At 57.9% G+C, this 25563-nt stretch carries 30 protein-coding genes and 1 riboswitch; of the genes, 22 read left to right on the top strand and 8 right to left on the bottom strand.

Going from position 1 to position 25563, the window contains the following annotated elements; all coding sequences use genetic code 11:
- Positions 1-103 precede the first annotated feature (103 nt).
- The 17 genes from gcvPB (at position 104) to ET418_RS02440 (ending at position 16463) form a co-directional block, all read left to right on the top strand.
- A complete protein-coding gene (gene gcvPB, locus ET418_RS02515; protein ID WP_149305994.1) occupies positions 104-1546 on the top strand; it encodes an aminomethyl-transferring glycine dehydrogenase subunit GcvPB in 1443 nt (480 codons plus the stop codon).
- A gap of 21 nt (positions 1547-1567) precedes the next feature.
- Positions 1568-2386 carry a lipoate--protein ligase family protein gene (locus ET418_RS02510; RefSeq protein ID WP_149305993.1) on the top strand — a complete coding sequence of 273 codons (819 nt, stop codon included), beginning with the start codon at positions 1568-1570 and terminating at the stop codon, positions 2384-2386.
- A complete protein-coding gene (gene lipA, locus ET418_RS02505) occupies positions 2383-3261 on the top strand; it encodes a lipoyl synthase (RefSeq protein ID WP_149305992.1) in 879 nt (292 codons plus the stop codon). Before ET418_RS02510 ends, lipA begins: the two co-directional genes overlap by 4 nt.
- Positions 3262-3945: a PilZ domain-containing protein gene (locus ET418_RS02500; protein WP_149305991.1), complete on the top strand. Its 684-nt coding sequence runs from the start codon at positions 3262-3264 to the stop codon at positions 3943-3945.
- Positions 3946-4582: 637 nt separating this feature from the next.
- A complete protein-coding gene (gene secF, locus ET418_RS02495) occupies positions 4583-5515 on the top strand; it encodes a protein translocase subunit SecF (protein ID WP_149305990.1) in 933 nt (310 codons plus the stop codon).
- A gap of 26 nt (positions 5516-5541) precedes the next feature.
- Positions 5542-6468, top strand: a complete 927-nt coding sequence (locus ET418_RS02490; RefSeq protein ID WP_149305989.1) for a rod shape-determining protein — start codon at positions 5542-5544, stop codon at positions 6466-6468.
- A gap of 136 nt (positions 6469-6604) precedes the next feature.
- Positions 6605-7840, top strand: coding sequence for a two-component system sensor histidine kinase NtrB (locus tag ET418_RS02485; protein WP_149305988.1), 1236 nt, complete (start codon positions 6605-6607; stop codon positions 7838-7840).
- The gene (locus tag ET418_RS02480) at positions 7837-9177 is read left to right on the top strand and encodes a sigma-54-dependent transcriptional regulator (protein WP_149305987.1); all 1341 of its coding nucleotides are present in this window, start codon (positions 7837-7839) and stop codon (positions 9175-9177) included. The genes ET418_RS02485 and ET418_RS02480 overlap by 4 nt, the downstream gene beginning before the upstream one ends.
- 192 nt (positions 9178-9369) lie before the next feature.
- Positions 9370-9714, top strand: a complete 345-nt coding sequence (locus ET418_RS02475; RefSeq protein ID WP_149305986.1) for a hypothetical protein — start codon at positions 9370-9372, stop codon at positions 9712-9714.
- A gap of 22 nt (positions 9715-9736) precedes the next feature.
- The gene (locus ET418_RS02470) at positions 9737-10246 is read left to right on the top strand and encodes a MamS/MamX family magnetosome protein (protein ID WP_149305985.1); all 510 of its coding nucleotides are present in this window, start codon (positions 9737-9739) and stop codon (positions 10244-10246) included.
- A 53-nt stretch (positions 10247-10299) separates the two neighbouring features.
- On the top strand, positions 10300-11160 hold the full coding sequence (locus ET418_RS02465; RefSeq protein WP_149305984.1) for a transporter: 861 nt from the start codon (positions 10300-10302) through the stop codon (positions 11158-11160).
- Positions 11161-11196: 36 nt separating this feature from the next.
- Complete coding sequence (locus ET418_RS02460) at positions 11197-12126, top strand: hypothetical protein (RefSeq protein ID WP_149305983.1); 930 nt, start codon at positions 11197-11199, stop codon at positions 12124-12126.
- 142 nt (positions 12127-12268) lie between these two features.
- Positions 12269-12436: riboswitch (M-box (ykoK) riboswitch) on the top strand.
- A 388-nt stretch (positions 12437-12824) separates the two neighbouring features.
- The gene (locus ET418_RS02455; RefSeq protein WP_149305982.1) at positions 12825-14096 is read left to right on the top strand and encodes an NRAMP family divalent metal transporter; all 1272 of its coding nucleotides are present in this window, start codon (positions 12825-12827) and stop codon (positions 14094-14096) included.
- A gap of 12 nt (positions 14097-14108) precedes the next feature.
- The gene (locus ET418_RS18065) at positions 14109-14282 is read left to right on the top strand and encodes a hypothetical protein (RefSeq protein ID WP_188055230.1); all 174 of its coding nucleotides are present in this window, start codon (positions 14109-14111) and stop codon (positions 14280-14282) included.
- A gap of 13 nt (positions 14283-14295) precedes the next feature.
- Positions 14296-15555, top strand: a complete 1260-nt coding sequence (locus ET418_RS02450) for a magnesium transporter MgtE N-terminal domain-containing protein (RefSeq protein ID WP_149305981.1) — start codon at positions 14296-14298, stop codon at positions 15553-15555.
- Between the two features lie 88 nt (positions 15556-15643).
- Complete coding sequence (locus ET418_RS02445) at positions 15644-16015, top strand: ParB N-terminal domain-containing protein (protein WP_149305980.1); 372 nt, start codon at positions 15644-15646, stop codon at positions 16013-16015.
- Between the two features lie 46 nt (positions 16016-16061).
- On the top strand, positions 16062-16463 hold the full coding sequence (locus ET418_RS02440) for a DUF309 domain-containing protein (RefSeq protein WP_149305979.1): 402 nt from the start codon (positions 16062-16064) through the stop codon (positions 16461-16463).
- A gap of 124 nt (positions 16464-16587) precedes the next feature.
- Here ET418_RS02440 and ET418_RS02435 read toward each other — a convergent pair whose 3' ends face one another.
- Positions 16588-16773, bottom strand: coding sequence for a hypothetical protein (locus ET418_RS02435; RefSeq protein WP_149305978.1), 186 nt, complete (start codon positions 16771-16773; stop codon positions 16588-16590).
- A 147-nt stretch (positions 16774-16920) separates the two neighbouring features.
- On the opposite strand from ET418_RS02435, the gene ET418_RS02430 reads away from it, so the two are divergent.
- Together ET418_RS02430 and ET418_RS02425 are read left to right on the top strand one after the other, a co-directional pair.
- Positions 16921-17370, top strand: coding sequence for an NfeD family protein (locus ET418_RS02430; RefSeq protein WP_338045065.1), 450 nt, complete (start codon positions 16921-16923; stop codon positions 17368-17370).
- 10 nt (positions 17371-17380) lie between these two features.
- Entirely contained in the window at positions 17381-18229 is an 849-nt protein-coding gene (locus ET418_RS02425; protein ID WP_149305977.1) for an SPFH domain-containing protein, read from the top strand.
- Between the two features lie 49 nt (positions 18230-18278).
- Here ET418_RS02425 and ET418_RS02420 read toward each other — a convergent pair whose 3' ends face one another.
- On the bottom strand, positions 18279-18494 hold the full coding sequence (locus ET418_RS02420) for a hypothetical protein (protein ID WP_149305976.1): 216 nt from the start codon (positions 18492-18494) through the stop codon (positions 18279-18281).
- Positions 18495-18827: 333 nt separating this feature from the next.
- On the opposite strand from ET418_RS02420, the gene tadA reads away from it, so the two are divergent.
- The 3 genes from tadA (at position 18828) to ET418_RS02405 (ending at position 20303) form a co-directional block, all read left to right on the top strand.
- Complete coding sequence (gene tadA, locus ET418_RS02415) at positions 18828-19337, top strand: tRNA adenosine(34) deaminase TadA (RefSeq protein ID WP_149305975.1); 510 nt, start codon at positions 18828-18830, stop codon at positions 19335-19337.
- A gap of 91 nt (positions 19338-19428) precedes the next feature.
- On the top strand, positions 19429-19947 hold the full coding sequence (locus ET418_RS02410; RefSeq protein WP_149305974.1) for a TlpA family protein disulfide reductase: 519 nt from the start codon (positions 19429-19431) through the stop codon (positions 19945-19947).
- A gap of 2 nt (positions 19948-19949) precedes the next feature.
- A complete protein-coding gene (locus ET418_RS02405; RefSeq protein WP_149305973.1) occupies positions 19950-20303 on the top strand; it encodes a hypothetical protein in 354 nt (117 codons plus the stop codon).
- Between the two features lie 159 nt (positions 20304-20462).
- Here the strand turns inward: ET418_RS02405 and ET418_RS02400 are convergent, their stop codons facing one another.
- The 6 genes from ET418_RS02400 to ET418_RS02375 form a co-directional block, all read right to left on the bottom strand.
- Positions 20463-21677, bottom strand: coding sequence for an aspartate kinase (locus tag ET418_RS02400; protein WP_149305972.1), 1215 nt, complete (start codon positions 21675-21677; stop codon positions 20463-20465).
- Positions 21678-21749: 72 nt separating this feature from the next.
- Complete coding sequence (tsaE, locus tag ET418_RS02395) at positions 21750-22247, bottom strand: tRNA (adenosine(37)-N6)-threonylcarbamoyltransferase complex ATPase subunit type 1 TsaE (protein WP_149305971.1); 498 nt, start codon at positions 22245-22247, stop codon at positions 21750-21752.
- Positions 22244-22696, bottom strand: a complete 453-nt coding sequence (locus ET418_RS02390; RefSeq protein WP_149305970.1) for a CBS domain-containing protein — start codon at positions 22694-22696, stop codon at positions 22244-22246. The genes tsaE and ET418_RS02390 overlap by 4 nt, the downstream gene beginning before the upstream one ends.
- Positions 22684-24261 carry an NAD(P)H-hydrate dehydratase gene (locus ET418_RS02385; RefSeq protein ID WP_149305969.1) on the bottom strand — a complete coding sequence of 526 codons (1578 nt, stop codon included), beginning with the start codon at positions 24259-24261 and terminating at the stop codon, positions 22684-22686. The genes ET418_RS02390 and ET418_RS02385 overlap by 13 nt, the downstream gene beginning before the upstream one ends.
- A complete protein-coding gene (locus ET418_RS02380; protein WP_149305968.1) occupies positions 24258-24638 on the bottom strand; it encodes a holo-[acyl-carrier-protein] synthase in 381 nt (126 codons plus the stop codon). Before ET418_RS02380 ends, ET418_RS02385 begins: the two co-directional genes overlap by 4 nt.
- Entirely contained in the window at positions 24635-25354 is a 720-nt protein-coding gene (locus ET418_RS02375; protein WP_149305967.1) for a pyridoxine 5'-phosphate synthase, read from the bottom strand. Before ET418_RS02375 ends, ET418_RS02380 begins: the two co-directional genes overlap by 4 nt.
- Positions 25355-25563 lie beyond the last annotated feature (209 nt).

Raw genomic sequence — 25563 nt, 5'->3', positions numbered from 1 at the left:
ACAAAGGCGTGAATGGTGAATGGTGAATGGTGAATGGTTTTTTGCTATTCACGTTTCACGATTCACAATTCACGTCTTTTACTGATCTTGGAGAGACTATCGTATGGAACTTATCTATGAAAAATCCGTTCCCGGCCGCAGGGGCGTAAAGCTGCCGGCCTCGGACGTGCCTCCCGCTCCCCCCCTGCCGGAAGGGCTGCTGCGCACGGAACCGGCCGGCTTGGCCGAGGTATCCGAACTGGATCTGGTGCGGCACTTCACCAACCTGTCCCGGCTGAACTTCTCGGTGGACACCAACTTCTACCCACTGGGCTCCTGCACCATGAAGTACAACGCCAAGGTGCTGGAGAATGCCGCGACCCTGTTTGCCCCCTTCCACCCCATGACGGCGCTTCTGCCGGGGGGCGGGGAGCACTGCCAGGGGAGCCTGGGAATGCTCTACGACCTGGGGCAGATGCTGGCCGACATCACCGGCATGGACGAGGTCACCACCCAGCCCTTGGCGGGCGCCCACGGCGAGATGACCGGCATCCTGCTGATCTCCGCCTACCATCGTGCAAGGGGGAACAAAAAGAAATACGTCGTGGTCCCCGACTCGTCCCACGGCACCAACCCGGCCTCGGCCACCATCGCCGGCTACGAGATCGTCACCGTGCCGACCGCGCCCTACGGCGACATGGACCTGGAACTGTTCAGGCAGGCCATGAGCGACGAGGTGGCGGCAGTGATGATGACCTGCCCCAACACCCTTGGGTTGTTCAACCCGCACATCAAGGAGATCTGCGACATCGCCCATTCGTTCGGTGCCCTGATGTACTACGACGGCGCCAACCTGAACGCCATCATGGGCAAGGTCAAACCGGGGGACGTGGGATTCGACGTGGTGCACGTCAACCTGCACAAGACCTTCGGAACGCCCCACGGCGGCGGCGGTCCCGGTGCCGGCCCGGTGGGGGTCAAGAAGGCCCTGATCCCGTTCCTGCCCCAGCCGCGTATCGACATGGACGACGAGGGAACCTTTGTGCTCCAGACCTCCCGGCCCGACTCCATCGGCCGCGCGGCCAATTTTTTCGGCAACTTCGGCATCATGGTCAGGGCCTACGCCTACATCATCATGCTGGGACGCGAGGGGTTGATCCAGGTGTCCGAGCAGGCGGTGCTCAACGCCAACTACATCAAGGAACGCCTGAAGCCCTACTACGATCTTCCCTACGACCAGACCTGCATGCACGAGTGCGTCTTCTCGGCCGCCCGGCAACTGGCCCACGGCGTGCACGCCATCGATATCGCCAAGTTCCTGATCGACCGGGGGTATCACCCTCCCACGGTCTACTTCCCGCTCATCGTCAAGGAAGCGATCATGATCGAGCCGACCGAGACCGAGAGCAAGGCAGCCATGGACGCCTTTATCGACGTGATGATCGAGGCCGCCCGGACCGCCGGGAGCGACCCCCAGGCTCTGTTGGACGCGCCGCTGACCATGCCGGTCTCGCGGCTGGACGAGACCAAGGCGGCCAGGGAGCAGCATGTCTGCTGCCTGGGGTGATCGGGAAGGGTATGTCGACTGATGACTGATACCGCGTCAACCTGGCGCCTCATCGAGGACGGACCGCGCACCGGAGCGGAGAACATGGCCATTGACGAGGCGCTGTTGCGTTCCTTCGATCCGGTCCGGTCCCACCCGGTACTGCGTCTGTACGGCTGGCAGCCGCCGGCCCTCTCCCTGGGGCGCTTCCAGAAGGCGGCCCAAGTGCTGGACCTGGAGCGCTGCCGGGCCGGTGGGGTGCCCATCGTGCGCCGCATCACCGGCGGCGGGACGATCTACCACGCCGACGAGGTGACCTATGCCCTGGTTTGTTCGCCGGACCAGATCCCGCCCGCCTCATCCATCAAGGACTCATTCCGTATACTGACCGGTTTTCTGATTACCCTGTACCGAGACCTGGGACTTGAGGTATCATATGCCCTGGACACCGTCTCTCCGGATGTGCGTCTGGGAGAACGGACCCCCTTCTGTTTTGCGGGCAAGGAGAGTTTCGACATCCTGGTGCAGGGGAAAAAGATCGGCGGCAATGCCCAGCGCCGGCAGAAGGGGCTTATCTTTCAGCACGGTTCGCTGCCGCTGGTGAACCGGGCCACTCTGGGACTCTCGTTCATGAAAGATCGGGCGCCCGGTCTGGCGGAGGACGCCGTCAGTCTGGAACAGTGCGGCATCCCCCCGGAGTACGACCTGGTGCGGCACAAGCTGATCGAGGCCTTTCAAAGGAACTTCACCGTGGAGCTTTCGCCCCAGCCGCTCACGGAACAGGAACGCTCTCTGGCCGGGGAGTTGTTGGTGGGGCGGTACGGTACGGATCGATGGAACCTGGAAGGGGGGGATGCGTGAAGATGGTGAGGAAACCGGAGTGGTTGCAAAAGCGTGTTAATCCAGGAGAACAGGCCGGGATGCGGGCGCTCTTGGGGAAGTTGCGCCTGAACACGGTCTGCCAGCAGGCGCTTTGCCCCAATATCTCCGAATGTTTCCGCTGCGGCCAGGCCACGTTCCTGATCCTGGGGAAACACTGTACCCGGCACTGCTCCTTCTGTAACGTGGACAAATCGCAGCCTGAGCCGGCGGATAGCGGGGAACCGGCCAGGATAGCCAGTGCGGTCGCCCGGCTGGGGCTGAGCCATGTGGTGATCACCAGTCCGACCCGGGATGACCTGCCGGACGGCGGGGCAGCCCTGTACGCCGCAACGGTGGCTGCCATCCGCGCCGCATCGCCCACAACGCGCATCGAACCGCTCATCCCTGATTTTCAGGGGGACCGTCAGAGCCTGGCAACCGTCATGGCCGCGGGGCCGGATATTATCGCCCACAACGTGGAAACGGTGCCACGGTTGTATCACATCCGCAGCGGTGCCAACTATGGCCGCTCCCTGGATCTGCTCCACACCTGCCGGGAGTTGGCGCCGGAAACCCCGGCCAAGTCGGGCATCATGCTGGGGATGGGGGAAACGCGGGAGGAGGTGCTGCAGGTGTTGGGCGACCTGCGTGGGGCGGGATGCGTCTATCTCAGCATCGGCCAGTACCTGGCCCCCAGCCGCAACCATTACCCGGTGCAGGAGTATGTCCGGCCCGAGGTCTTCGATGAGTTGCGGGAAAACGCCCTGGGCATGGGATTCAGCCATGTGGAGAGCGGTCCCTACGTGCGCAGTTCCTACCATGCAGGCCAGTACCTGACGGATACCCAAGACGAACGCCACGAGGAGATGACATAGATGCAGCCCCAAATACTTCTGGCCGTTGCCGACGAAGAACGGCGCCTCATATATGAAACGTTTATCAAAAATGAGCGGGTGATCTGCCATACGGTGTCATCTCTGCGCGATGTGGCGAATCAGGCCGCCCGGCAGCCTTATAACGCCATCTTTCTCGACATGCCCCTGATGGTAAAGGCGTCCCGGTACGAAAAGAGCCTGGTGGAGGATGCCCTGCATGCCATGCCCAACGCTCGCCTCAACATTGCCGCCAAAACCCAAAAGATTCGCATGCTGATCTCATGGGACGATCAGGATGGGGCTCGTACCCCCGAGGAGCACCTCCGATACTGCTGCGAACAACCCCCGAAGGTCGCTCCCATTTGCAACAGGGTGCCGCTTAATCTGAATGCCGTGTTGTCATGCTCCCCGGATATGACGGATGCCGAACGTACGGTCTGTATCGATTTTTCAGCGGGCGGTTGCTTCCTGTTCTGCGTCAACGACGAGATTGCCCTGCAATCGACCGTATGGATACGGCTGGTTGCCCTGAGCGACCCGACGCCTATTGCGTCCACCATCTGCTGGAAACGGGAGTGGGGGATGACCAGCGAGATTCCCGGTGTCGGCGTTCGCTTCGATGTGATGACCCCGCAGCAGCAGGCGGAAATCCTCTCGCTCTGCCGGGGCAAGTTGAAAAAATGATCGCGGCCGTACGCGGCATGGCAACTCGCCGGTACGGCACGGTGCGACCGATATCACTTGCGCCCGATACCGGTTTCGTATAGGCTTTATCCATGCGTTTATTGGAGACATATTCTATCCACAGGAAATGCCTGCTGCCGCTTGTCATGGTGGCCGCGGTTTTCTTTATTCTCCAAGGGATAAGCGTACCCCACCTTGCCAATCCACGGGAACCGAAGCTCTCAAGCCCGCAAAAAGTCAAGCCATCCGTCCACCTTGTTGTCAAAAATCTGCTGCAATCCTCCCACGGCAAGATTGCAAAAAATGCCCAGTTTCTGGATTTTTCGGGCACGGCCTCCCGGTTCGGAAATCGTGTCGCCCACATTTCGTCTTACCCCTGTGACCCCTATGTTCCCATCTCGGCCGCAGTCCCGGCCGTCCCAGCCAGGGCACCGCCCGCGTAACAGCTTCGTCCCCCTGCACTACCCTTAGTTTACCATCGCAAGCCATGTGCGCCGGGAGAGGTCTCTCCGCGAACGGTTTCTGCGTGCCCCTGTCGTCAGGACAGCGTCCTGCGCCGGCCCTCGTCTGCGTTTGTGCCGTCTGCGGAACGTCCTGTCGCTTTCCAATCTCAAAAACACGCTTCCAGGAGGAAACGGTGCAACTTATCAATAAAACCGCCATCGATTTTATCGGCAAGAGAAACATCACCTTCATCATATCGGGTATCATCGTTATTATAGGCTTGATCGGCATTGTCCAGATCGCCAGAAACGCCGCCAATATGGGCATCGACTTTTCCGGGGGGACATCGGTGCAGCTCAATTTCACCCAGCCGGTTCTCCTGGAAAAGGCCCGTGACCTCCTTGCCCGGAACAACCTCGGCGAGGCCAACCTGCAGGAAATCCAGGAGGGGAACAAACTCCTTATCAAGGTCGGAAAAGCCAGCCTGATGGCCGGGAACAACGCCGATACCATCAAGGAGGTCTTCAAAAAGGGATTTCCGGGAAACGATTTCGTGGTGGAGAGCTCCACGGAGATAGGTCCGTCCATCGGCGACAAGCTCAAGAAGGATACCCTGATAGCGGTGGGAGTGTCCATGCTCGGCATTATCATGTACATAGCCTGGCGTTTTGATTTCAAGTTCGGTTTTGGCGCCGTAGTCTCCACGCTCCATGATGTGCTGGCGATGGTTGCCCTGTTTTACGTCTTGGACAAGGAGATCAACCTTCTGTTCATTACCGCGGTCCTTACGATTGCAGGGTACTCCCTGACCGATACAGTGGTGGTGTTCGACAGGATCAGGGAAAATCTCAACAGGAACCTGTCCGAGTCTATGGAAAGCATATTCAACAGAAGCATCAACGAAGTTCTGTCCCGAACCGTGATCACCTCGTTGACCACGTTTCTGGCGGCACTTTCGCTGTTTCTTTTCGGCGGCGAGGTGATCCACGATTTTGCCCTCGCCCTGGTAACCGGCGTCGTCATCGCAACCTACTCATCCATATTTATCGCAAGTCCGATAGTGCTGGAACTGGAGCGCAGGTCGGTAAGGGCCAAACAACAAGAGGCACAGCTCCAGGGATCGTGAAAAGATTTTTCAGCAGGGGAAGCATCATGGCCAAACATTGGGAAGGTCTCTCCCCGTGGCGTCCGGATATCGCCATAGACCTGGGTACTGCAACGACCCGTGTCGTCAGCAAAGGGCATGGGGTTATAACCCATATTTCCATGGCTGGAAACGTCCCGGCATTGTCTTCCGGCGTGGTGGCGAATCCGGACGCCGTGGTGGCGCTTCTTGAACCGCTCATTTCAAAAATGAGGATATTCGGCATGATCCGTCCACGCGCCGTGGCGTGTGCCCCCACCGATGCGAACGCCGATGAGCGCAATGCTCTTGTCGTGGGGGTTTCCCGGGGCGGCGCATGCGCCGTCGTCGTTGTCCCGGAACCCCTCGCCGCAGCCGTCGGGGCAGGGGTCGATATCGTATCGCCCTATGCCCGGATGGTCGTCGATATCGGTGAAGGGGTAACGGACTGCGCCGTCATCACGTCCGGCAAGGTCGTGGACACGGCAGCCCTGCGGGGAGGGTGCTGTGCGCTACGGAACGCGGTCAGGGAGGGGGCGCTGAGGAGGTGGAACTTGCGAATCTCCACTCGTCAGGCAGAGACGCTGGTTCGCGCGGCGCTCTGCGGTTCGGCTGCTGTTGCCGTGCAGACACAAGATGCACAGGGAGACGATGGTCCCGCACTACCGCCGATCAGCCTTGTTGAAGCGCGGGAGGCGTGCGAGCCGGTGGTGGAGGCGATCCTGGGCTTGATAACGGAATTTCTCCGGGAGGTGCCGCACTCAACGGGAAGCGAGATCATCGAAAACGGCATCACCCTGACGGGGGGAGGCGCCCTGCTGGCCGGCATGCGGGAAAGGATTCAGGCGGCAACCGGGATTACGGTCATGCCGGTGGCCAACCCGCTTGAAGCGGTCGTACGGGGGGCATACGCCATGCTGCCGATTGTGGCGATGCTCAATATGTGGAAGCATTGAGCCCAAGTGCGCTGCGCAAACAGGATCTGCCCTTGGTCGAAAAAATGTAGTTATCCGCGGATACGATCGGGAAAAATTGTGTTAGACTTGCAAAATGCCGTTCCCCCCGCAATCTCCTGGTAACGAAAGCCGCGTTATGCTCAAACTGATTCGATTGGTCTGCGGGGCCGGGATCTCCCTGTTCATCCTCTGGTTCGCCATGAGCAATTATCGCGATGCGCGCCCCATCGCGGAGGATAATCTTTTCGGGCTGGCCCATTCACTTCATGCGGCCATTGAAAACAGTGTGGTTCACGACCCATCCCTCCAATCCCTGGCGACGTTTCATGCCCAGGACCTGGCCTATTTCGCTCTTGTCGACAGGGATGGCGTTTACCGATTCCACTCCAACCAGGAGTTGATCGGTACCCGTTTAAACAATAGCGACACGTTGCGGCGGTTGTTCGCCGAGACCATGTCGGGGGCTCGCGTAAAGCTTGCTACGGGTGAAACCGCGTACGAGTTGTACGGTCACATCCACACGCCCCGTGAGACCCTGGGGCTGCGTCTGGTGCTCCACACCTATCGGGCCGACGCGGTCGTCAGGCATGCCCGGCTGACCATGGCCGTACTGTTCGCCCTTGTTGCGGTCGGGTGGTTCCTGACCTTTGTCATCTATCGCTATTCCCTGCGGGAAGAGCTGCACCGGCAGAAAATGGCGCAGCGCGAAAGCCTGGCCCAAATGGGGGAGATGGGGGCCATGCTGGCTCATGAGATCCGCAATCCCCTGGCAGGGATCAAAGGGTTTGCCCAGCTCATTGAAAAAAGGCCCGACGACCCCCGGACGAAGGAATCCGCCCACCGGATCGTGGCGGAGGCCCGGCGCCTCGAGTCCCTGGTGACGGACCTGCTCGCCTTTGCCAGGAACGACGGGGATGAGGCGGAGCCTTGTGTCCTTGCCCAGCTTGTCGAACATTGCGTTGATCTGGTACGGTCAGAAGCCGAACAGGCCCGGGTCGTCCTCGTCGTTGACTGCCCTCACGATCTGGTGGTTACCGGCAAGCGGGGCCGGCTCGGACAGGTGCTGCTCAATATCGTCAAAAACGGTGTGCAGGCGATGCCCGACGGGGGAGAGCTTCGCGTAACGGCGCACGCGGCCGGCCCCCAGGCAATCGTCACCATCAGCGACACCGGGCACGGTATCAGCCCGGAAAACCTTGCCAGGATATTCACACCTTTTTTTACCACCAAGGCCAGGGGCACGGGGTTGGGGCTGGCGCTCAGCAAGAAGATCATCGAAGAACACCACGGTTCGATTGCACTTGAAAGTTCAGGCCACGGGACGGCGGTAACCATAACGCTGCCAGGGGCACGGGTAGGGGAGAAGTCATGAAAGGGCGCATTCTGCTGGTTGAGGACGACGAAACCTTCAGGAGCTTTTTGCAGACCGTTTTGGAGGACGAGGGGCATGATGTGCTCACCGCCGGCGATGGGCTGTCCGGGGCGCAATTAATAAGGACCAAACAGTTCGACCTGGTGATCTCGGATCTGAAGATGCCCGGCAAAAGCGGTCTTGAGCTGTTCCGGGACACCATACAGGATGCCAATCCTCCCCGGTTTATCTTTCTGACCGCATTCGGAACGGTGGAGGAGGCGGTCGGCGCCATGAAGGATGGTGCCTTCGATTTTCTCACCAAACCGCTGGAAGATCCGGATACCCTGTTGAGGATTGTGAACAGGGCGCTTGAAGGCCTGCAACACTCGCGGGACTACCATGCGCTCAAGGAATCCGAAACGGTTGGGTTACCGCCGGAAGAGCTCATCTTTGCGGGATCGGCCATGCAATCGATACGGAAACTGGTCCACAACGTGGCAGGTACCACGGCCAATGTGCTTATCTACGGCGAAAGCGGTACCGGCAAGGAGTTGGTGGCCAGGATCATCCATCTGCTTAGCCCCCGGGGTAACGGCGGTTTTGTCCCGCTCAACTGCGCGGCCATCCCGGAGAATCTGCTGGAGAGTGAGCTTTTCGGCCACGAAAAGGGGGCCTTTACGGGGGCTATCCAGGCCCGACTGGGCAAGTTTGAATTAGCCAAGGGGGGGACCATTTTTCTGGACGAAATCGGAGAAATGCCGGTGAGCCTCCAGGCCAAGCTGCTGCGAGTTCTTCAGGAACGGGTGTTCGAACGGGTCGGGGGCGGCAAGGAGATCAAGGCCGATGTGCGGGTGATTGCGGCAACCAACCGCGACCTTGCGGAAGAGGTCGTGGAGAAGCGTTTCCGCGAGGACCTCTTCTACCGCCTCAACGTCTTTCCGGTCAATTTGCCGCCGCTTCGGGAACGGCGGGATATCATCCCGCTGCTGACCGAGTACTTTATCCAGCGTTTCTGCCGTCAGGTCGGCAAGAAGCTCAAGGGCATCGAACCGGAGGCGCTCAAGGCCATGAAGGCGTATGCCTGGCCGGGCAATATCCGCGAGTTGCAGAACGTCGTGGAGCGGGCCGTCATCCTTGCCCAGGATATGGTCCGGGCTGCCAATCTCCCCGATGCTCTCGCGGTTTCCTCCCCGCCGGCCACTGCCGGCAGGGACAAATTGAAGATGGTGGAGCGCGATCTGATCGTCAAGGCCCTGGAACAACATGGCGGCAACCGTCGCCTGGCTGCCGAGGAGTTAGGAATGTCGCGCCGGACCCTCCAATACAAGCTGAAGGAGTTTGGCCTGCTCGACTAGCCGCACGGGACATTGGAGGTGTGCAATATCCTTCTCACGTGGTGCAATTGCTTGCACATTTTATCCTTATTTCGTGTGTATGAATAAATGATAAAATTAATGATATTGATGTGTTACTAAGATTGTTCGTTTTGGCATACACCGTGAAATATCCCAGAGCAGAATCATCACATTCCACGGAGGTATCCACACATGAAAAGGATCGGAACAATCTCAACAGTGGCGGCAAGCGCCGCTCTCATGCTTGCCGTCCAGGCATTCGCTTTCGGCGGCGGGATGGGGGGCGGCCAAACGGGGGGAAGCATGGGCGGGGGGCATCAGATGTCTTCCGGCATGCAGGGGACCAGCGGGGCGGGCATGCATCAGGGGGCGATGAATGGCACGGGTCCGCAGCATATGGCAATGAATGGAACAGGGGCGCAGGGGATGACGCAGGGAGGCGTCGGCACTACCGCCACCATACCGTCCGGGCAGATAACCGGGGGCGGCAACGGTATGACCGCCACGAAAACGCCCGCAGCCACAACCACCAAATAGCACGAATCGGGAGTAGTCCTGTATGACCAAAGACCGTTTTTTCTCCATCGCGACGTTGGCAATCGTTTTGAATAGCCTGCTGATCGGCTCCGCGTTTGCCGGTTTCGGCTTCGGCAGCGATGTCGTAGGGAAGAGCGGTCTGGACTTCGCCAAGGGGTATGATGTGAACACGGTGACGACCGTAACGGGTCGCGTGGCATCTTCTCCCCAGACCGGTGAAAAAGAGCATATTTTTGTGGACGTAAGAGCCGGGGGGGAGATCATCAGTCTCAACCTTGGGCCCAAGTCGTTCTGGGAGAAAAAGGAAATTCCGCTCCATCCCAACGACGACATCAGCGCCAAGGGCTCCAAGGCCCAGGGTAAGGATGGGAAAACCTATCTGATGGTGCAGAAGCTCACAAACAAGACCACCGGTTCTCAAGCAGCATTGCGGAATGATCAAGGGAGGGCCGCCTGGTCCGGGTGGAATGCGGGCGGCATGATGCAGGGCGGTGGTATGATGCGCAGTGGTGGCGGGATGATGAGGCGCTGATGTTTGCCGTCTTGTTGCCCACAAAACCGGTTACCTTAAAGGAGGAGCTAACAATGCAACACTTGATCGGATCGGGAAGGTTTTCCTTCCTTCTTGCCGTCATGACCCTCTTCATTCTTCCGGCATGGGCTTGTGCCGACGAACCCGCATATTCCGTCGGCCTTGGCTTTGAGTTCGCGTCGGGTAAATACGGAACCGGAATCAGGACCGACTCCATATACATGCCGTTCACGGCGACGGTATACCCGACCGAGCGACTTGATTTCTCGCTGGAAATTCCTTTTGTCTACCAGAGCAGCAGTGCGGTGGTGGCGGGGCAATACATGGGAATGCAAGGGCAATCCGGCATGCAGTCGGTTGTGGCAGCAATGAATGGCATGGGTTCCTCCGGCTCGATGACTTCCGCGTCGGCGGGGAGTGTCAATAATTCCCATTCCGGGCTCGGCGATATCAAACTAAAGGCCGGGTATGTCCTGTACACCGAGGAAAAGTATGTGCCGGCCATCCGCCCCAACGTCTACGTGAAAATTCCCACCGCCGACAAGAACAAATTCCTTGGGACCGGGGAGTTTGATGAAGGCTTTGCCGTGGAATTAACCAAGTGGTTCGGCAGTTGGTTTGCGGACGGCGAGGCGGGGTACGTCATCCAGGGAAAATCATCGGTCATTGCCGTCAAAAATTATCTCAACTACTACGCCGGAGCCGGTTATCAACTCACCGAGCGGCTGCGCCCCATGGTGTTGCTCAAAGGGACCACTCCTACCGTCAACGGAGCAGCGTCCCAGTTGGAGGCGCGGCTCAGAGTCAAGTACCAGTTTGCGAAACACACTGGCATCGATGGCTATCTGGCCAAGGGGATCACGACCGCCAGTCCCGAGTACGGCATGGGACTCGCCGTCTTTTACGAATTCTAGACTTCGCGTGCAGATGCGATTGAAGGAGAAACTATCATGATGAAAAAAACTATACTAGCAGCAGCGATGATTACTGCCGGCCTTATCGCCGGGTGCGGCAGCGGAGGCGGCACCTCAGCCGCAACCCCGGGCTCCACCGTATCGGGGGTCGCAGCAACAGGTGCTCCGATGAGCGGCACCGTTTACCTGAAGGACTCCGCCAACAACCCTGAGATGAGCACGACGATCAACCCGCAAACTGGCGCGTTTGCGTTCAATGTCAGCGGCAAGACACCGCCATTCATGATCAGGACGGGGTCACTCTACACTATGAGCGGCGCTTCAGGCACAGCCAATATCAATCCACTATCGAACCTCATGGTGGCCAATATGGCGGGTTTCAACAATATGTCCACAATGAACTCTTTCTATAAGAATCCAAACGGCACCACGCTGCAGACCATGTTTAGCAACATGAGTACCGCAAGGGCTCATATGTGGCAAACGATGGGGCCGCTGCTGAGTGCCTACGGGGTTCCCAATGTTGATCCGATTACGTCTCCTTACGTGATAGGCCAGGGGTTGGACCGGATGTTCGATAACGTGAACATGACGATAGATCAGAACGGCAACGTTATGATGACGAACATGAGCGGTGCACCAATATATACCGGCCTCATGGGGAACATGGCGGGCGGCACGATGATGTCTGGAAATATCATGCAGCCGAGTGCCACTCAGAACGCCAGCGGCATAACCGTTACCCCTGCTAATGCCTCGTTGCAGGTAAACGGCACCCTTCAACTCCGCGCGAACATACCGGTTACCTGGAGCGTAAGCTCGAACGGCGGAAGCATAACATCTGGTGGGCTCTATACGGCTCCGGCTTTCCAGGGAATGTTCCTTGTGAGGGCAACCAGTGTTGCTGATACAACTAAATTCGCGACCGTCACAGTCATTGTGGGGGGCATGGGTATGATGATGTAGGGATTTTACCCTCGGTCTCTCAAACTTCGGGGGCCTCCGGGTCCCCGAAGAAAGATTTTACCCTGTTCATGATGAATATCCCGGAAGTGCGCCACAAAAGCCTTGACATAATTAGTTAGAATGGTGTATTTAGCGAAAAGTTTACGTTCCTCGTTAGCATGAGGCGTTTGCACAAACACAGGCTACTGCCCGGAAACGTCGAAAGACGCCAATGGGTAGACCAGGTCTTGCCGGATTAAGGCTTGACTTAAGGTAGCTGGTTCTTGAACCTACGTTGTGCACTGCTGAAAACCTACGAGTGGGGAATCAGAGTCTACTATTTGATTAGGCCATGGTTCCCCCATGGCCTTTTTTGTTGTGTGGTATCCGAAGATGAAGGGTGGTGGTTTTACACATTGGACAGTCATAGTTGCGAATATCCCTTACCCATCCCGTTCCCTCAGCGGAAATTACGTTAAAGCCCTCCCCATTCCCTTCCTGCTTTGACCGCTCCGTTTGTGTGGAGCGGGGACAACAGTAAAGCAGGAAATCCCTCTGCGGATTTCTTTCTTCCTTGCATTTCAGTAGCAAGCTTGCGCTTGTTCACCTGCGGTATAACCGTGTTCAGCTTGGTGCGTCTTGAGCCTGACATACGGGAATACCTGCACACATCGGCACTATAGCTCGAATATGTAGTATCTAAGGAAGGAGATTCAGGAATGTTTACCTTGTCAAATATGTATTACGAATTTCGCCGTATCTGGAAGGCGATCAAGCTCTTCTTCATCATCTCCGGTCCGGGGATTGTCGTCATGGTGGCCGATAACGACGCCGGCGGTATCACGACCTATGCCGCCACCGGCGCAAAATACGGCTATCATCTGATTTGGTTCCTGGTCATCCTGGTGCCGGTCGCCTATTACGTCCAGGAGATGACCGTCCGTCTGGGGGCCGTAACCAAGCGTGGCCACGGCGAGGCCATCTTTGCCGGTTTCGGTGCGTTCTGGGGTTGGTTTTCCCTCCTCGACCTGATGATTGTCAACTGGCTGACCTTGGTCACCGAGTTCATCGGCATGACATCGTCGCTCAGAATCTTCGGCATCCCTCCCTGGCTGACCGTGCTCGGCGTCTGCGTCCTGATGGGGATTATGGTCTTGAACGGCCGCTACTGGACCTGGGAGAAGATCGCCCTCGTCTTCTGCGCGGTGAACCTGATTTATATCCCCGGCGCCTTCATGATCCATCCGTCGGTGCACGATGTCATCCATACCGGATTCGTGCCCCATATGCCGCCGGGAGGCTTCAACAACACGCTCTTCTTTTTTCTGATGGCCAACATCGGCACCACCATTGCCCCCTGGATGCTCTTCTTCCAGCAGAGCGCCGTAGTGGACAAGGGGACAAAGGAAAAAGACATCCCCTGGGGGAAGCTGGATACCCTGGTCGGCTCGATCCTGACCGTGGTGGTGGCGATCTTCATCGTGATCGTCACGGGAACCATCCTGCCGGGCGTCGACATCGACGACGCCGCCCAGGCTTCAATCATGCTGATGAAAACCCAGAGCTACGCCGGCACCTTCATGGCCATCGGCCTGTTCGACGCCGGCCTGCTGGGGGCGATCTGCATCTCGCTGGCCAGCTCCTGGGCTTTTGGCGAGGTGTTCGGCTGGGCGCATTCGCTCAACAACAAGGTTCGCGAGGCCCCCTGGTTCTATGCCAACTATTTCCTGACGCTCATCACCGCGGGTGCGGTCGTGCTGATCCCCAAGGCGCCGCTGGTGCTGATTACCCTCTTCGTGCAGGTGGTGGCGGTGACCCTGTTGCCGGCGGCGCTGGTCTTCCTGGTCCTGCTCCTGAACAACAAGAAGACCATGGGCGAGTATACCAACACCCTGTGGCAGAATATCATCACCTGCACCATCGTGGTGGTAATCGTCATTCTCTCAACCCTCTACGGGATCAGCACCCTGTTCCCGACCATGTTCAAATAGGAGGAATGGACCATGCTCAGAGATTTTTTTTCACATAACTTCGCCAAGATCCGGGAGATCAATAAAAAGTATGCCAAGCCGAATGTGGAGATGTCCGGCTGGGTGAAAGGTTCCCTGCTGTTCCTGCGTCTGTACCTGGTTCTGCTGGTCGGGCTGCTTTTGTACAAGTTCATTACTCTCCTGTGAAGCGAGGTTCACCATGAATACCTTTATCAATAAAGCTACGGAATCGAGTTGTTTTCTGAGCGACCTGATCGGAGCAAAGGTCTTGGTCCGGGGCAAGAAGGTCGGCAAGCTGGATGACCTGCTCATCAGGGAACACGAAAAGATCCCCGAGGTGACCCACCTCATCGTCACCCGGCCTTTCGGCCACAAATCGCTCCTGGTCCCGTTCGAGAAGGTTGATACCCTGGGACAGGACAAGGTCGTTCTCGATATTCCGGACATCACACCCTTCGAAGGAGAGCCGGAAGAGACCCAGGTGCTTCTCAAGGATCATATCCTGGATAAGAAGGTCATTGACCTGGACGGCAACGAGATCGACATCGTTTACGATGTCAAGCTGGTGTTGCGCAACAGGAAGCTCTATGCCACCGATGTGGACTTCAGCAAGTATGGGCTGCTGAAACGTCTGGGGCTGCGCTACGTTGCCAAGTTCGTCTATCACCTGGCCGAGGTGTTCAAAAAGGAGACCATCTCCTGGGCCTATGTCCAACCATTGCCCGAGAGGATCGGGAGCTTCAAGGGCAATGTGAAGCTGAACATCCTTAAGGAGGCGCTGCCTGAAATCCATCCCGTTGACTTGGCCGATATTCTGGAAGAACTCTCTGAGGAACAACGGCTGGCCATCTTCAATGAATTGGGCACTGAACAGGCTTCCGACACCCTGGAAGAGATCGAGCCGCGCGTGCAGCGCAGCCTGATATCGTCAATGGACAAGGAACGGGTCGCCGATTTGATCGACGAGATGACGCCGGGCCAGGCGGCCGATGTCCTGTCGGCCCTGCCAACGGATGAAGCCGATCATATTCTGGCCTTGATGGAGCATACCGAGACGGGAAAAATCGAGTCGCTCCTTGAAAACCAGGATGAAACCATCATCAACCTGGCCACCAAGCACTTCATCAGGATGCTGCCGGGCATGACAACCGATCTGGTCATCTCCGCATTCCGCAAATTCGCCGAAGAGGCGGATGTGGTGGATTATATCTATGTCGTCGATCACGACGAAAAACTCGAGGGTGTCGTAAGCCTCCCCGAACTGCTCATGGCAAAACCGGAGTCACACCTTCAGGATATCATGGTTACCCAGGTCATTAGCCTTGAGGAAACCGATACCATTGAGGCCGCAAAAGAGAAGTTCTCCCGGTATCATTTTGATGCCTTGCCGGTCACAACCCCGGACGATATCATCAGGGGGGTCGTGACCTACCGGGATATTATGGAACTTGATCATTAGCGGGCGGCAGAGATGGTGGGGCAGTCGCTTTCTTTCTTAGAGTCGGCACGACGACGGTCACCAGCAAAGATGAGAGGAGGGCATCGCCATGGGTAAAAACGTCAGCATCAAATGGTTGCCAGAACCCGAAGAAAAGGATTATCCGGCGGCGGAATCATACCTGAGCCTGATATATGGGGAGACGACGGTCAAGACGATCATAACCAAGCTAAGAAGCTGCCAATTGACGCAATTCAAGGCTAAGGACATATTCAGAGCGTCGGGGCTGTCGCTGTTGGGGGTCAGCAATTATCATGTGGAAAAAGACCGGAAGAAAATCGAGGACGGAAAACAGCTTTCGCCCATTCTGCTGCTACGTGACGAACGCAATGGCAAGGTAATCATTGTCGACGGTTACCATCGGTTGTGTGCAGTCTATTCGTTTGACGAGGATGAATGCATCCCGTGCAGGATCGTTTAGAATCGCATGGCGTCAAGCTTTGCTGGCCAAGAATGAGGTACTGTTTATGCGATGTTGTAAAGACTCTCCGTCGCGACAATTGCTTGAGGCCGTGCGGCAATTCAATACCCGTGACTGGTATGAATGCCACGAGACCCTTGAAGACCTCTGGGTGGGGGAGGAGGGCGAGGCGCGCTACTTCTACCAGGGGGTTCTCCAGGTGTCGGTGGCCCTGCACCATTGGAGAAACGGCAATTTCGGCGGGGCGGTCACTCTCTTGGAGGGTGGGGCGGCGTACCTGAGGCGCGTGCCGGCGGTTTGCCAGTGGGTGGATGTGGCCGCTTTCATCGCAGCTGCCGACAGGGTGCGGGAGGCGCTGATACAGTTAGGCAAAGAGCGTATGGCGTCGCTGGATCCGTCTTTGATTCCTGTTTTGAGGGTTGTTTCACTGCCGGATGATTGCAAATAAACCGGATGATTATGAGCCGAGAAATTTTGCGCTCCCAGGCGGGGGAAGGGCCCTTTTCTTGGGGGGACGTTATCGGGGGGGGATTTCGCCTTCCGTTGCGGGAAAACCTCCCTGGGGTAACGCGTCAGGCGTAGGTCGAAAAGTTGTAGGAACCGTCCGCTTGGGGAGCCTGCTGAACGTTCTGGGCCAGGAGGTCGGCCATCTGACTCTGCTGGTTGGCTGCCTGTTTCACCATGGCCATCGACAGCGTCTGTTGAGTCTGCCCGGCTTTTACCGACAGTGCGGCCCCGGCAATCGTGCTGATATCCATAATAAATCTCCTTGGTCGTTATTATTGCAATATGCATATCAAAAGTGCAACAAAAAAGGAAAAAGGTCAATTTGGCGTGATATTTTTGCTATACTTTTGAGGGATGATTGCCTAGAGTTTGACGATGATATTGACGAAAGAGGTCGCATGATGCAGTTCGAATGGTGGTACTGGATAATCGCTGGATTTTGCCTGATCGGCCTGGAACTGGCCGTACCGTCGTTCACGATCATCTGGTTCGGCCTGGGGGCCCTGGTGGTCGGCCTGCTGAAGGTGCTCTGGTCGGGATTTCCCTTGGCCGGGCAGTTGTTTCTCTGGACCGTGTCGTCCATCGGTTTCACCGTGATGTGGTTCAAATATCTCAAGCCCAAGGTCAGTAGAACCCATTCCGGCCAATCGAAGGAAGGGATTGTGGGGGAGGCCGGCATCATCATCCGGGGGACGGAGGATAGCTACGGCCGGGGGACGGTACGATTCCGCATTGCCGTGCTGGGCGCCGACGAGTGGGGCTGTTATGCCGATGAGGTGCTGCAGGTGGGAGATTCGGTCCGCGTCGTGGATATTGAAGGGCAGGTTCTTAAGGTAACTAAAATCTAGGGGGGGAAAGATGGCTGGAGTTGTTGTTTTTGGCGTTCTTCTGGTGGTGGTCGCTGCAACGCTGTTCGCCGGGGTCAAAACCGTTCCCCAGGGGCAGGAGTGGGTCGTGGAGCGGCTGGGCAAATATCATTCGACCCTCAAGCCGGGACTCAACTTTATCATCCCCTACATCGATACCGTGGCCTACCGGGTCTCGACCAAGGGGGACGTGCTCTCCGTGGGCGCACAGGAGGTGATTACCAGGGACAACGCGGTCATCATCACCAATGCCATCGCCTTCATCAAGGTTACCGATCCTACCCGTGCCGTGTACGAAATCCAGAACTACGAATATGCCATCCAGAACCTGGTCATGACCTCCCTGCGGGCCATCATCGGTCAGATGGACCTGAACAGCGCCCTGTCGGAGCGGGAACATATCAAGGCCAGACTTCAGGATGCCATCTCCAAGGAGGTGGCGACCTGGGGGATCTATGTCCAATCGGTGGAGATCCAGGACATCAAGCCGTCCGAGTCCATGCAGCGGGCCATGGAGCAGCAGGCCAGCGCCGACCGCTTCAAGCAGGCCACCATTCTGGAGGCAGAGGGCAAGCGGGAAGCCACCATTCGAGAGGCTGAGGGACGACTGGAAGCCGCCAAGCGCGAGGCAGAGGCCCAGGTTAGGCTGGCCGAGGCGTCGGCCAAGGCCATTACCGATATCGGTGAGGCCATCAAGGACCGTGACCTGCCCGCCATGTTCCTGCTGGGGGATCGCTACGTCAACATGCTGCAGAAGCTGGCCGCCTCACCCAACGCCAAGATGGTGGTCCTGCCGGCCGACCTGCCGGCAGCCGTTCGCGGTATGATGGGAAAAGGGTAACCGGGTAGGGGGATTGTTGAAACAGGCGTGGTGGCGCCGTCAAGGCGTGCTAAAACCCCGGCCGCGAGGTACAGCAGTTAAGGGCGTCCCTGACTTCCTTCCTGAATCTGGTGAGGTTTTCCTTCTCTTCGCCGAACGTTTCCACATGGTTGATCTTTTCCGTGACAAGGGAGTGCAGCTTGCTCAACTTGCCGTGGTCTCCCATGGCCGCCCGCAGTTCCTTGCGCAATTCATTAACAACTTTGTCGCTTGATTTCATGAACATATGGCACCACCTGGTGTTTATTGATTGGAAAATTCTGGGAACGTCATGCGTAATGCAACTGCCTCTTACTCCCGGTCTATCCTGTTGTAGCGAATGGTCCAGAACTGAGTCCGGCTGCTTCACTTATATCCCCATTCTCGCGCCGTTCATGACAGGGACAATCCGGTCCATCGGTAAAAGCTAATATGAATACACCCCGTGGTCAAGCTATAAATTGCAAGTATTTCAAAGACAACGGCTTTTTCGAGGGGGTGGGGGCAGCCAGTTCATACTCGTGGAATTAGGTAGACAACCCCGCCTCCTTTTCGCTATGTTTCCCTGGTGAACGATCATATGAAACCCCGGACAGGATGTGAGACCGTTTTGAAGAACGACCACGACTACTGGATGGCCAAGGCCATCGCCGAAGCGGCCAAGGCCCGGGCCAAGGACGAAGTTCCCATCGGCTGCGTCATTGTCCGGGATGGCAAGATCATCGCACGCGGCCACAATCTGCGCGAAACAGCCCAAGACCCCGCAGCCCATGCCGAGCTGATCGCCATCAGAAAGGCCGCGCGGAAGCTTAACTCCTGGCGGCTCCTGGATACGACACTTTACGTCACCCTCGAACCGTGCATCATGTGCATGGGGGCCATCATCCTGGCCCGCATACCTACCGTGGTCTTTGGCTGCCACGACCCCAAGGGGGGCGCAGCCGGCACCCTGTACGACCTCTCCAACGATCCCCGCCTCAATCACCGGGTGGATCTTGTCCCCCGTATTCTGGAACAGGAATGCTCATCGCTGCTGAGCACCTTTTTTGCCGAACTGCGCCGCCGCCGGCGCAGCCTCCCTGTTTCCTGATTCCCCCGCTCATAAATTTCTGGCGTTCGATGTTAAATTGAAGTATATGTGTATTTATATTTTGCTATATTATTTGTTGTGAGGGGTGCAAATGAATATCGGCTTGCCTTTGAAAACATTCAGCCTGGGGCTTGTTGTAAGTTTTTGCCTATTTGCAGGTACTGCTGCGCAGGCTGCAAGGGTTAATGACAAGGCTCCCAATTTCAACCTGAAGGACCTGAATGGCCACAAAGTAACCCTGGATGAGCTAAAAGGCAACGCTGTCATTTTGAACTTTTGGTCTACCACATGCCCCCCGTGCATAGCCGAGATACCCGGCTTGAATACGCTTTACCGCGACATGAGGGCAAAGGGCCTGATTGTGCTCGGCATTGCCATTGATTCTTCGGAAAAGCCTGTTCGTGAACAGGCAAACCGGTTGAAGATAGAGTATCCCGTTCTGCTGGATAGTGAAAAAAATGTCTATTTCGATACATTTGGGCTTTTCGGGCAGCCTGTCAGCATACTGATCGATCGTTCCGGCATAGTCCGGGACAAACTTATCGGGCAACTGGATTGGAATTCGGCCCAGATCAAGGGCAAGGTGCAAAAACTCTTGAAGGGAAGGTAGCCATGATGAACAAGCACATCCTGATTGGTATCTTTGCGGTTCTGACTACTCTTACGGCGGGATGCGGAAGCTCCAATTTCCTGGTTTACAAGGACGCCAAGCATTTTTACGTCACCAGTAATGGCGCGACCCTGAAAAAAGTGCTTTGCGAATCCGGCGATATAAACCGGATTCTGACTGACTCTCGCCTTCCGGAGGCGACGCAGAAGGACCTTTATGAGGGAATATGTTCGTCTAACAAGGTTAAGGAACGACTGTTGGCCACTCTTGAAGACATGACGCCGGAGCAGCGCAGTGCGCTCAAGCTTGCTTTTCAGGCCAACGGTTATCAAATCAACACAATCGCCAACTGTTGAGGCAGCGGCTACTAGGCGCCCGGTCGGGAGCCATACGTAACGGTAACAGTTCAGAGATCTGTTCAAACTGTCGAAATAGGCAGAAGAGCCGGATCGTCAACGAAAACGCCCCGCCGGGAAATCCGGCGGGGCGTTTTCGTTGGGACGCGGGAAGGGAGGTCAGTCCTTCAGCCCAAAGGTATCGTGCAGTACGCGTACGGCCAGTTCGGTGTATTTCTCGTCGACCACGACCGAGATTTTGATCTCCGAGGTGGAAATCATCTGGATATTGATCCCGTTGGCGGCAAGGGCGACAAACATCTGGGTGGCGACGCCGGCGTGACTGCGCATGCCGAGGCCGACGATGGATACCTTGCTGATGTTTTCGTCGGAAAGGACCTCTTTGGCCTGGGTAGCTTTGGCAACCTCATTGGTGATTAAAAGGGCCTGCTTCAGGTCGGCCTTGGTCACGGTGAAGGTGAAGTCGGTCATGCCGGCTTGGCTGACGTTCTGGACGATCATGTCCACCGAGATGGCCGCGTCGGAGAGCGGCGTGAGAATCTTGGCGGCGATGCCCGGCTTGTCCGGTACTCCCATGACGGCAATCTTGGCTTCATTCTTGTCGTACGCCACCCCTGATACGAGAATACCTTCCATTTCCTTATCCTCCCTGGTAACCATGGTACCGGTGTTTTCATTAAGACTCGAACGGACGTGAACGTCCACATTGTATTTCTTGGCGAATTCCACCGAACGAATCTGCAGCACCTTGGCGCCCAGGCTGGCCAGCTCGAGCATCTCGTCGTAGGAGATCTTCTCAACCTTGCGGGCTTCCTTGCAGATGTTGGGATCGGTGGTGTAGACGCCGTCCACGTCGGTGTATATCTCGCAGACGTCTGCCGTGAGGGCCGCCGCAATGGCCACGGCCGAGGTGTCGGAACCGCCGCGCCCCAGGGTGGTGACGTTGCCGGCCGCGTCGATCCCCTGGAAACCGGCCACGATCACGATGGCGCCATCTTTGAGGTCGGCACGGATGTTCTTGTCGTCGATGCTTTCTATGCGAGCCTTGCTGGCGACGCTGTCGGTAATGATTGGCACCTGCCACCCCTGGTAGGACTTGGCCTTGTACCCCAGGGACTTGAGGTGCATGGCCAGGAGGCCGATGGTGACCTGCTCGCCGGTGGCGACCACCACGTCATATTCACGCCCGTCGGGAATTTCGCTCATCTCGTTGGCAAGGGCGACCAGTTTATTGGTCTCTCCTGACATGGCGGACACGACGACGATCACGTCATTACCCGCTTCATAGGTCTTGATGATCCGCTTGGCGACGTTTTTGATGCGGTCGGCGGTGCCAACCGACGTGCCGCCGTATTTCTGGACTACCAGTGCCATACATCGCTCCTTCACAAATAGGTGGTGGGACAGACTGCCCGAAGGTAAAGCTCTATAACAGATTATCAACTCTCAGGTCAAAGAAATTTTATCGCCTTGTATACGCTTTAGCAAGCGTGACAGCAGAATCTCCGAGGATGCTCCCCTCGCTTCCAGGGTGATTCTGCGCCGGTCATCGCCGTCATAGCGGAACGTAATACACAGGTGATCGGCGGGGAGCAGGTCTTTCAGGCGTTCGGACCATTCCACAATACAGACACCTTCGCCCTGGAGGTACTCCGTGAAGCCCAGGTCGTCGATATCTGCCTCTCCTGCCATGCGGTAGAAGTCGAAGTGATAGATCGGTACGCGGCCGGGGTACTGATTCATGATGGCAAAGGTGGGGCTGGCCACCAGGTGGGCACTCTCCGGGGCCGCCGCCTGGACCACGCCGCGGGTGAAGCAGGTCTTGCCCCCTCCCAGTTCCCCCCGCAGCGCCAGGAAAGCGCCCTGTTCCAGCAGCGCCCCCACCTGCCGTCCCAACTCCTCGGTTTCGCCGGGCGAGTTGGTGTGGAAGGTCTCTTCGATCACTTCGGGACCAGATTGCGGATGATGTCGATGCGGGAGACGATCCCCACCAGCTTGTGCCCCTCAACCACCGGCAGCGCATGCAGTTTGCGGTCGCTCATGATGTCGGCGGCCGTGCTGACCGGGTCAGTGGGGGCGATCGTCACCACGTCGCCGGAGCAGATCTCCCCCACGGTCTGGGCGGTCATCTTCTGCACCTCGCGCTCTAGGGTCCGTTCCCCCTGCAGGGGGATCACCCAATCGAAGATGGAGATGACCGTGGGGATATGCAGGTTGCGCCCCTGTTCGATCAGATCGGAGGAGGTCACGATACCGGTCAGGTTGCCGGCTTCGTCCACCACCGGCAGGCTGCCGAAGCGACGGGTCTCGAATATCCCCGACAATTCTCGCAGGTTGGTCTCTTTTTTCACGGTGACGACGTCTTTGGTCATGATGTCGGCTACGGTCTGCATACGCTGTTCTCCTTGGGTAACGGTAGTAGATTGTGGTAGGCGTAGGGGAGCTTTTCCAGCACGTCGCCGGCGTTCATGCCGATCTCCCCTTTGTCCTGGGCCACCAGATCGGCGGCGTAGCCGTGGATGAAGACCCCCAGGCGGCAGGCATCATGGCAGTTGTACCCTTGGCCCAAGAGTGAGACGATGATGCCGGTCAGCACGTCCCCCATGCCGCCGCTGGCCATGCCCGGATTGCCGCTGCCGTTGATGGCCGTGCTACCGTCCGGTGCGACGATGATGGTGCGGGAACCCTTGAGGATCAGGTGAACGCCGAAGGCGGCGGCAAACTTTCGGGCCGTGGCGATGCGGTCGTTTTCCACATCTGCGATGGTGGCCCCCATCAGGCGGGCCATCTCTCCCGGGTGGGGGGTCAACACGACATGAGTGCTTTTCTTATCCAGCAGGCAGTTCGCGTCCTGGGCCACGGCATTCAGGCCGTCGGCGTCGATCACCAGGGGGAGGTCGGCTGTTTTCAACAGGGCGCGTACCAGGGCAACGGTGGCGGGGTGCAGGCCCAGGCCGGGGCCGATGGCCAGGGCATCCTTGCCGGGGAGCAGTCCTTCGATGGCGGGAAATGCGCTGTCGGTCAGGTAGCCGCTACCGGAATCAGCCAAGGGGACGGTCATGGCCTCGGTGGTCTTTACCTCCAGAATAGGGTTGAGGCTTTCCGGGACCGCCAGGGTCACCAGACCGGACCCGGCCCGCACGGCGCTGTTGGCGGAGAGCGCGGCGGCGCCGGTCTTGCCGCGGGACCCGGCGACGATCAGGCTGTGGCCGAAATGTCCCTTGTGGGCCTGACGGTCGCGGCGGCGCAGCAGGAGGGCGATGCTTTCGGCGGTGAGGAATTCGCAACCGGAGGCGTTCTCCACGAGTTCGGCCGGGATGCCGATGTCGGCTACCACCAGGCGGCCGGTGTGGTCGGCACCCGGATACAGGACGTGCCCCAGTTTTGCGGCGGCAAAGGTGACGGTGACGGTCGCCCGCACCGCGCACCCCAAGACCCTGCCGGAAGTCCCGTGGATGCCGGAAGGAATGTCTACCGCCAGGATCGGGCACCCGGCGGCGTTGATCAACTCCACCGCCTCCTGGTGGATGCCGACGACTTCGCTATTCAGGCCGGTCCCGAAAAGGGCATCCACGATGACATCGGCTTGGCTGAGCTCTTCTTGAAACTGCCCCGCCAGTTGTCCCGGGACGGTGCAGTAGGAAACCGCGGCCGGCGGCAACTGCTCAAGGTTGATGGCCGCATCGCCGCAGATCCGGTCCCGTTCCGCCAGGATGCAGACCCGGACCTGCCAGCCGCTTTGCAGGAGCAAACGCGCGATGACGTAACCGTCGCCGCCGTTATTGCCACGTCCGGCAAAGATGAAGGCCCGTTTGCCTCCGCTATAGCCGAACTCGTGGAAGATGGCCTCCATGCAGGCGTGGCCGGCATGTTCCATCAACTCCAGCCCCGGTATGCCGTGTTCCTGAATGGCCTGCCGGTCCAACTCCTGCATGGTCTGCGCCGCTATGACCTTCATGGTGCCTCCAGCACTACCACGGCAACGGCCTGCCCGCCGTCATGGGACAGGGAGAGGAATGCCGTCCCCAGTCCCCTCTCCGTAAAAATTTTGTGCGCCTGGCCCGTGAGCCGGAGATCCGGTTTGCCCGACTCGTTGTTGACTACCTCCATGTCGTGCCAGGAAATGCCGTCGCGCAGGCCGCTGCCCAAGGCCTTCAGGAAGGCCTCCTTGGCGGCGAACCGGGCGGCATAACATGAAGCGGCATCCTTGCGAACGCTGCACCGGTCCCGTTCCTCCCGGCTGAAGATCCGTGCGATGATCGCCTGGTTGCCGTCTTCCAGGAAGCGCCGGAAGCGGCCGATCTCCACCGTATCGATGCCGATGCCGGAGATCATGCGTACTTGATCAACTCGACCATGTCGCGTACGGCCCGGTCGAGGCCGACCAGCATGGCGCGGGAGATGATGGAGTGGCCGATGTTGAATTCCTCGATGCCGCCCAGGGCGGTAATCGCCTTGATGTTGACGTAGTTCAGCCCGTGCCCGGCATTGACCCCGAGGCCTACCTTGCGGGCCAGCTTGATTGCGGTATCGACGGCTTCCAACTCCTTCTCCTGCAGGGCCCAGTCTCGGGCCTCGGCATAGGAGCCGGTATGGATCTCGATGTAATCGGCGCCGGTTTTGTTGGCGGCCTTGATTTGTTCCTGATTCGGATCGATGAACAGGCTGACGATGATGCCGTTGTCCCGCAGGCGTTTGACGGCGTCGGTGACGGCCTTGATATTGAGGATGACGTCCAGCCCTCCCTCGGTGGTCAACTCCTGGCGTTTCTCCGGCACTAGGGTAACCTGCTCCGGCTTCACCCTCAGGGCGATGCGCACCATCTCCTGGGTCGCGGCCATCTCCAGGTTCAACTTGGTCTTCACGGTCTGGCGCAGGATCTCCAGGTCCCGGTCCTGAATGTGCCGCCGGTCCTCCCGCAGGTGGATGGTGATCCCCTCGGCCCCGGCCATCTCACCCATGGCGGCCGCCGTCACCGGATCGGGTTCCAACCCGCCCCGGGCCTGGCGCACGGTTGCGATATGATCCACGTTTAATCCCAGTTTTGCCACGTTAAAACCTCCTGAAATTTGCCATAGGGGCAAATCTAAATACAGTATACTTTACATCTGCCACGGAGACACAGAGACACAGAGACACAGAGGAAAAACGGGAGAAAAGAAAAACATTCTGGGTAAATAACAAAACCAAGATTCAGGGCTGCTCTAAAGTTTTTGCCGTTCTCTGCGTCTCTGTGTCTCTGTGGCAGATTTTTTCTTTA

The sequence above is a fragment of the Oryzomonas rubra genome (genome assembly GCF_008369015.1).
Lineage (GTDB): Bacteria > Desulfobacterota > Desulfuromonadia > Geobacterales > Pseudopelobacteraceae > Oryzomonas > Oryzomonas japonica.
Note: the sequence above shows the minus strand (reverse complement) of the source record. Positions and strands in the feature narration are given on the sequence as shown.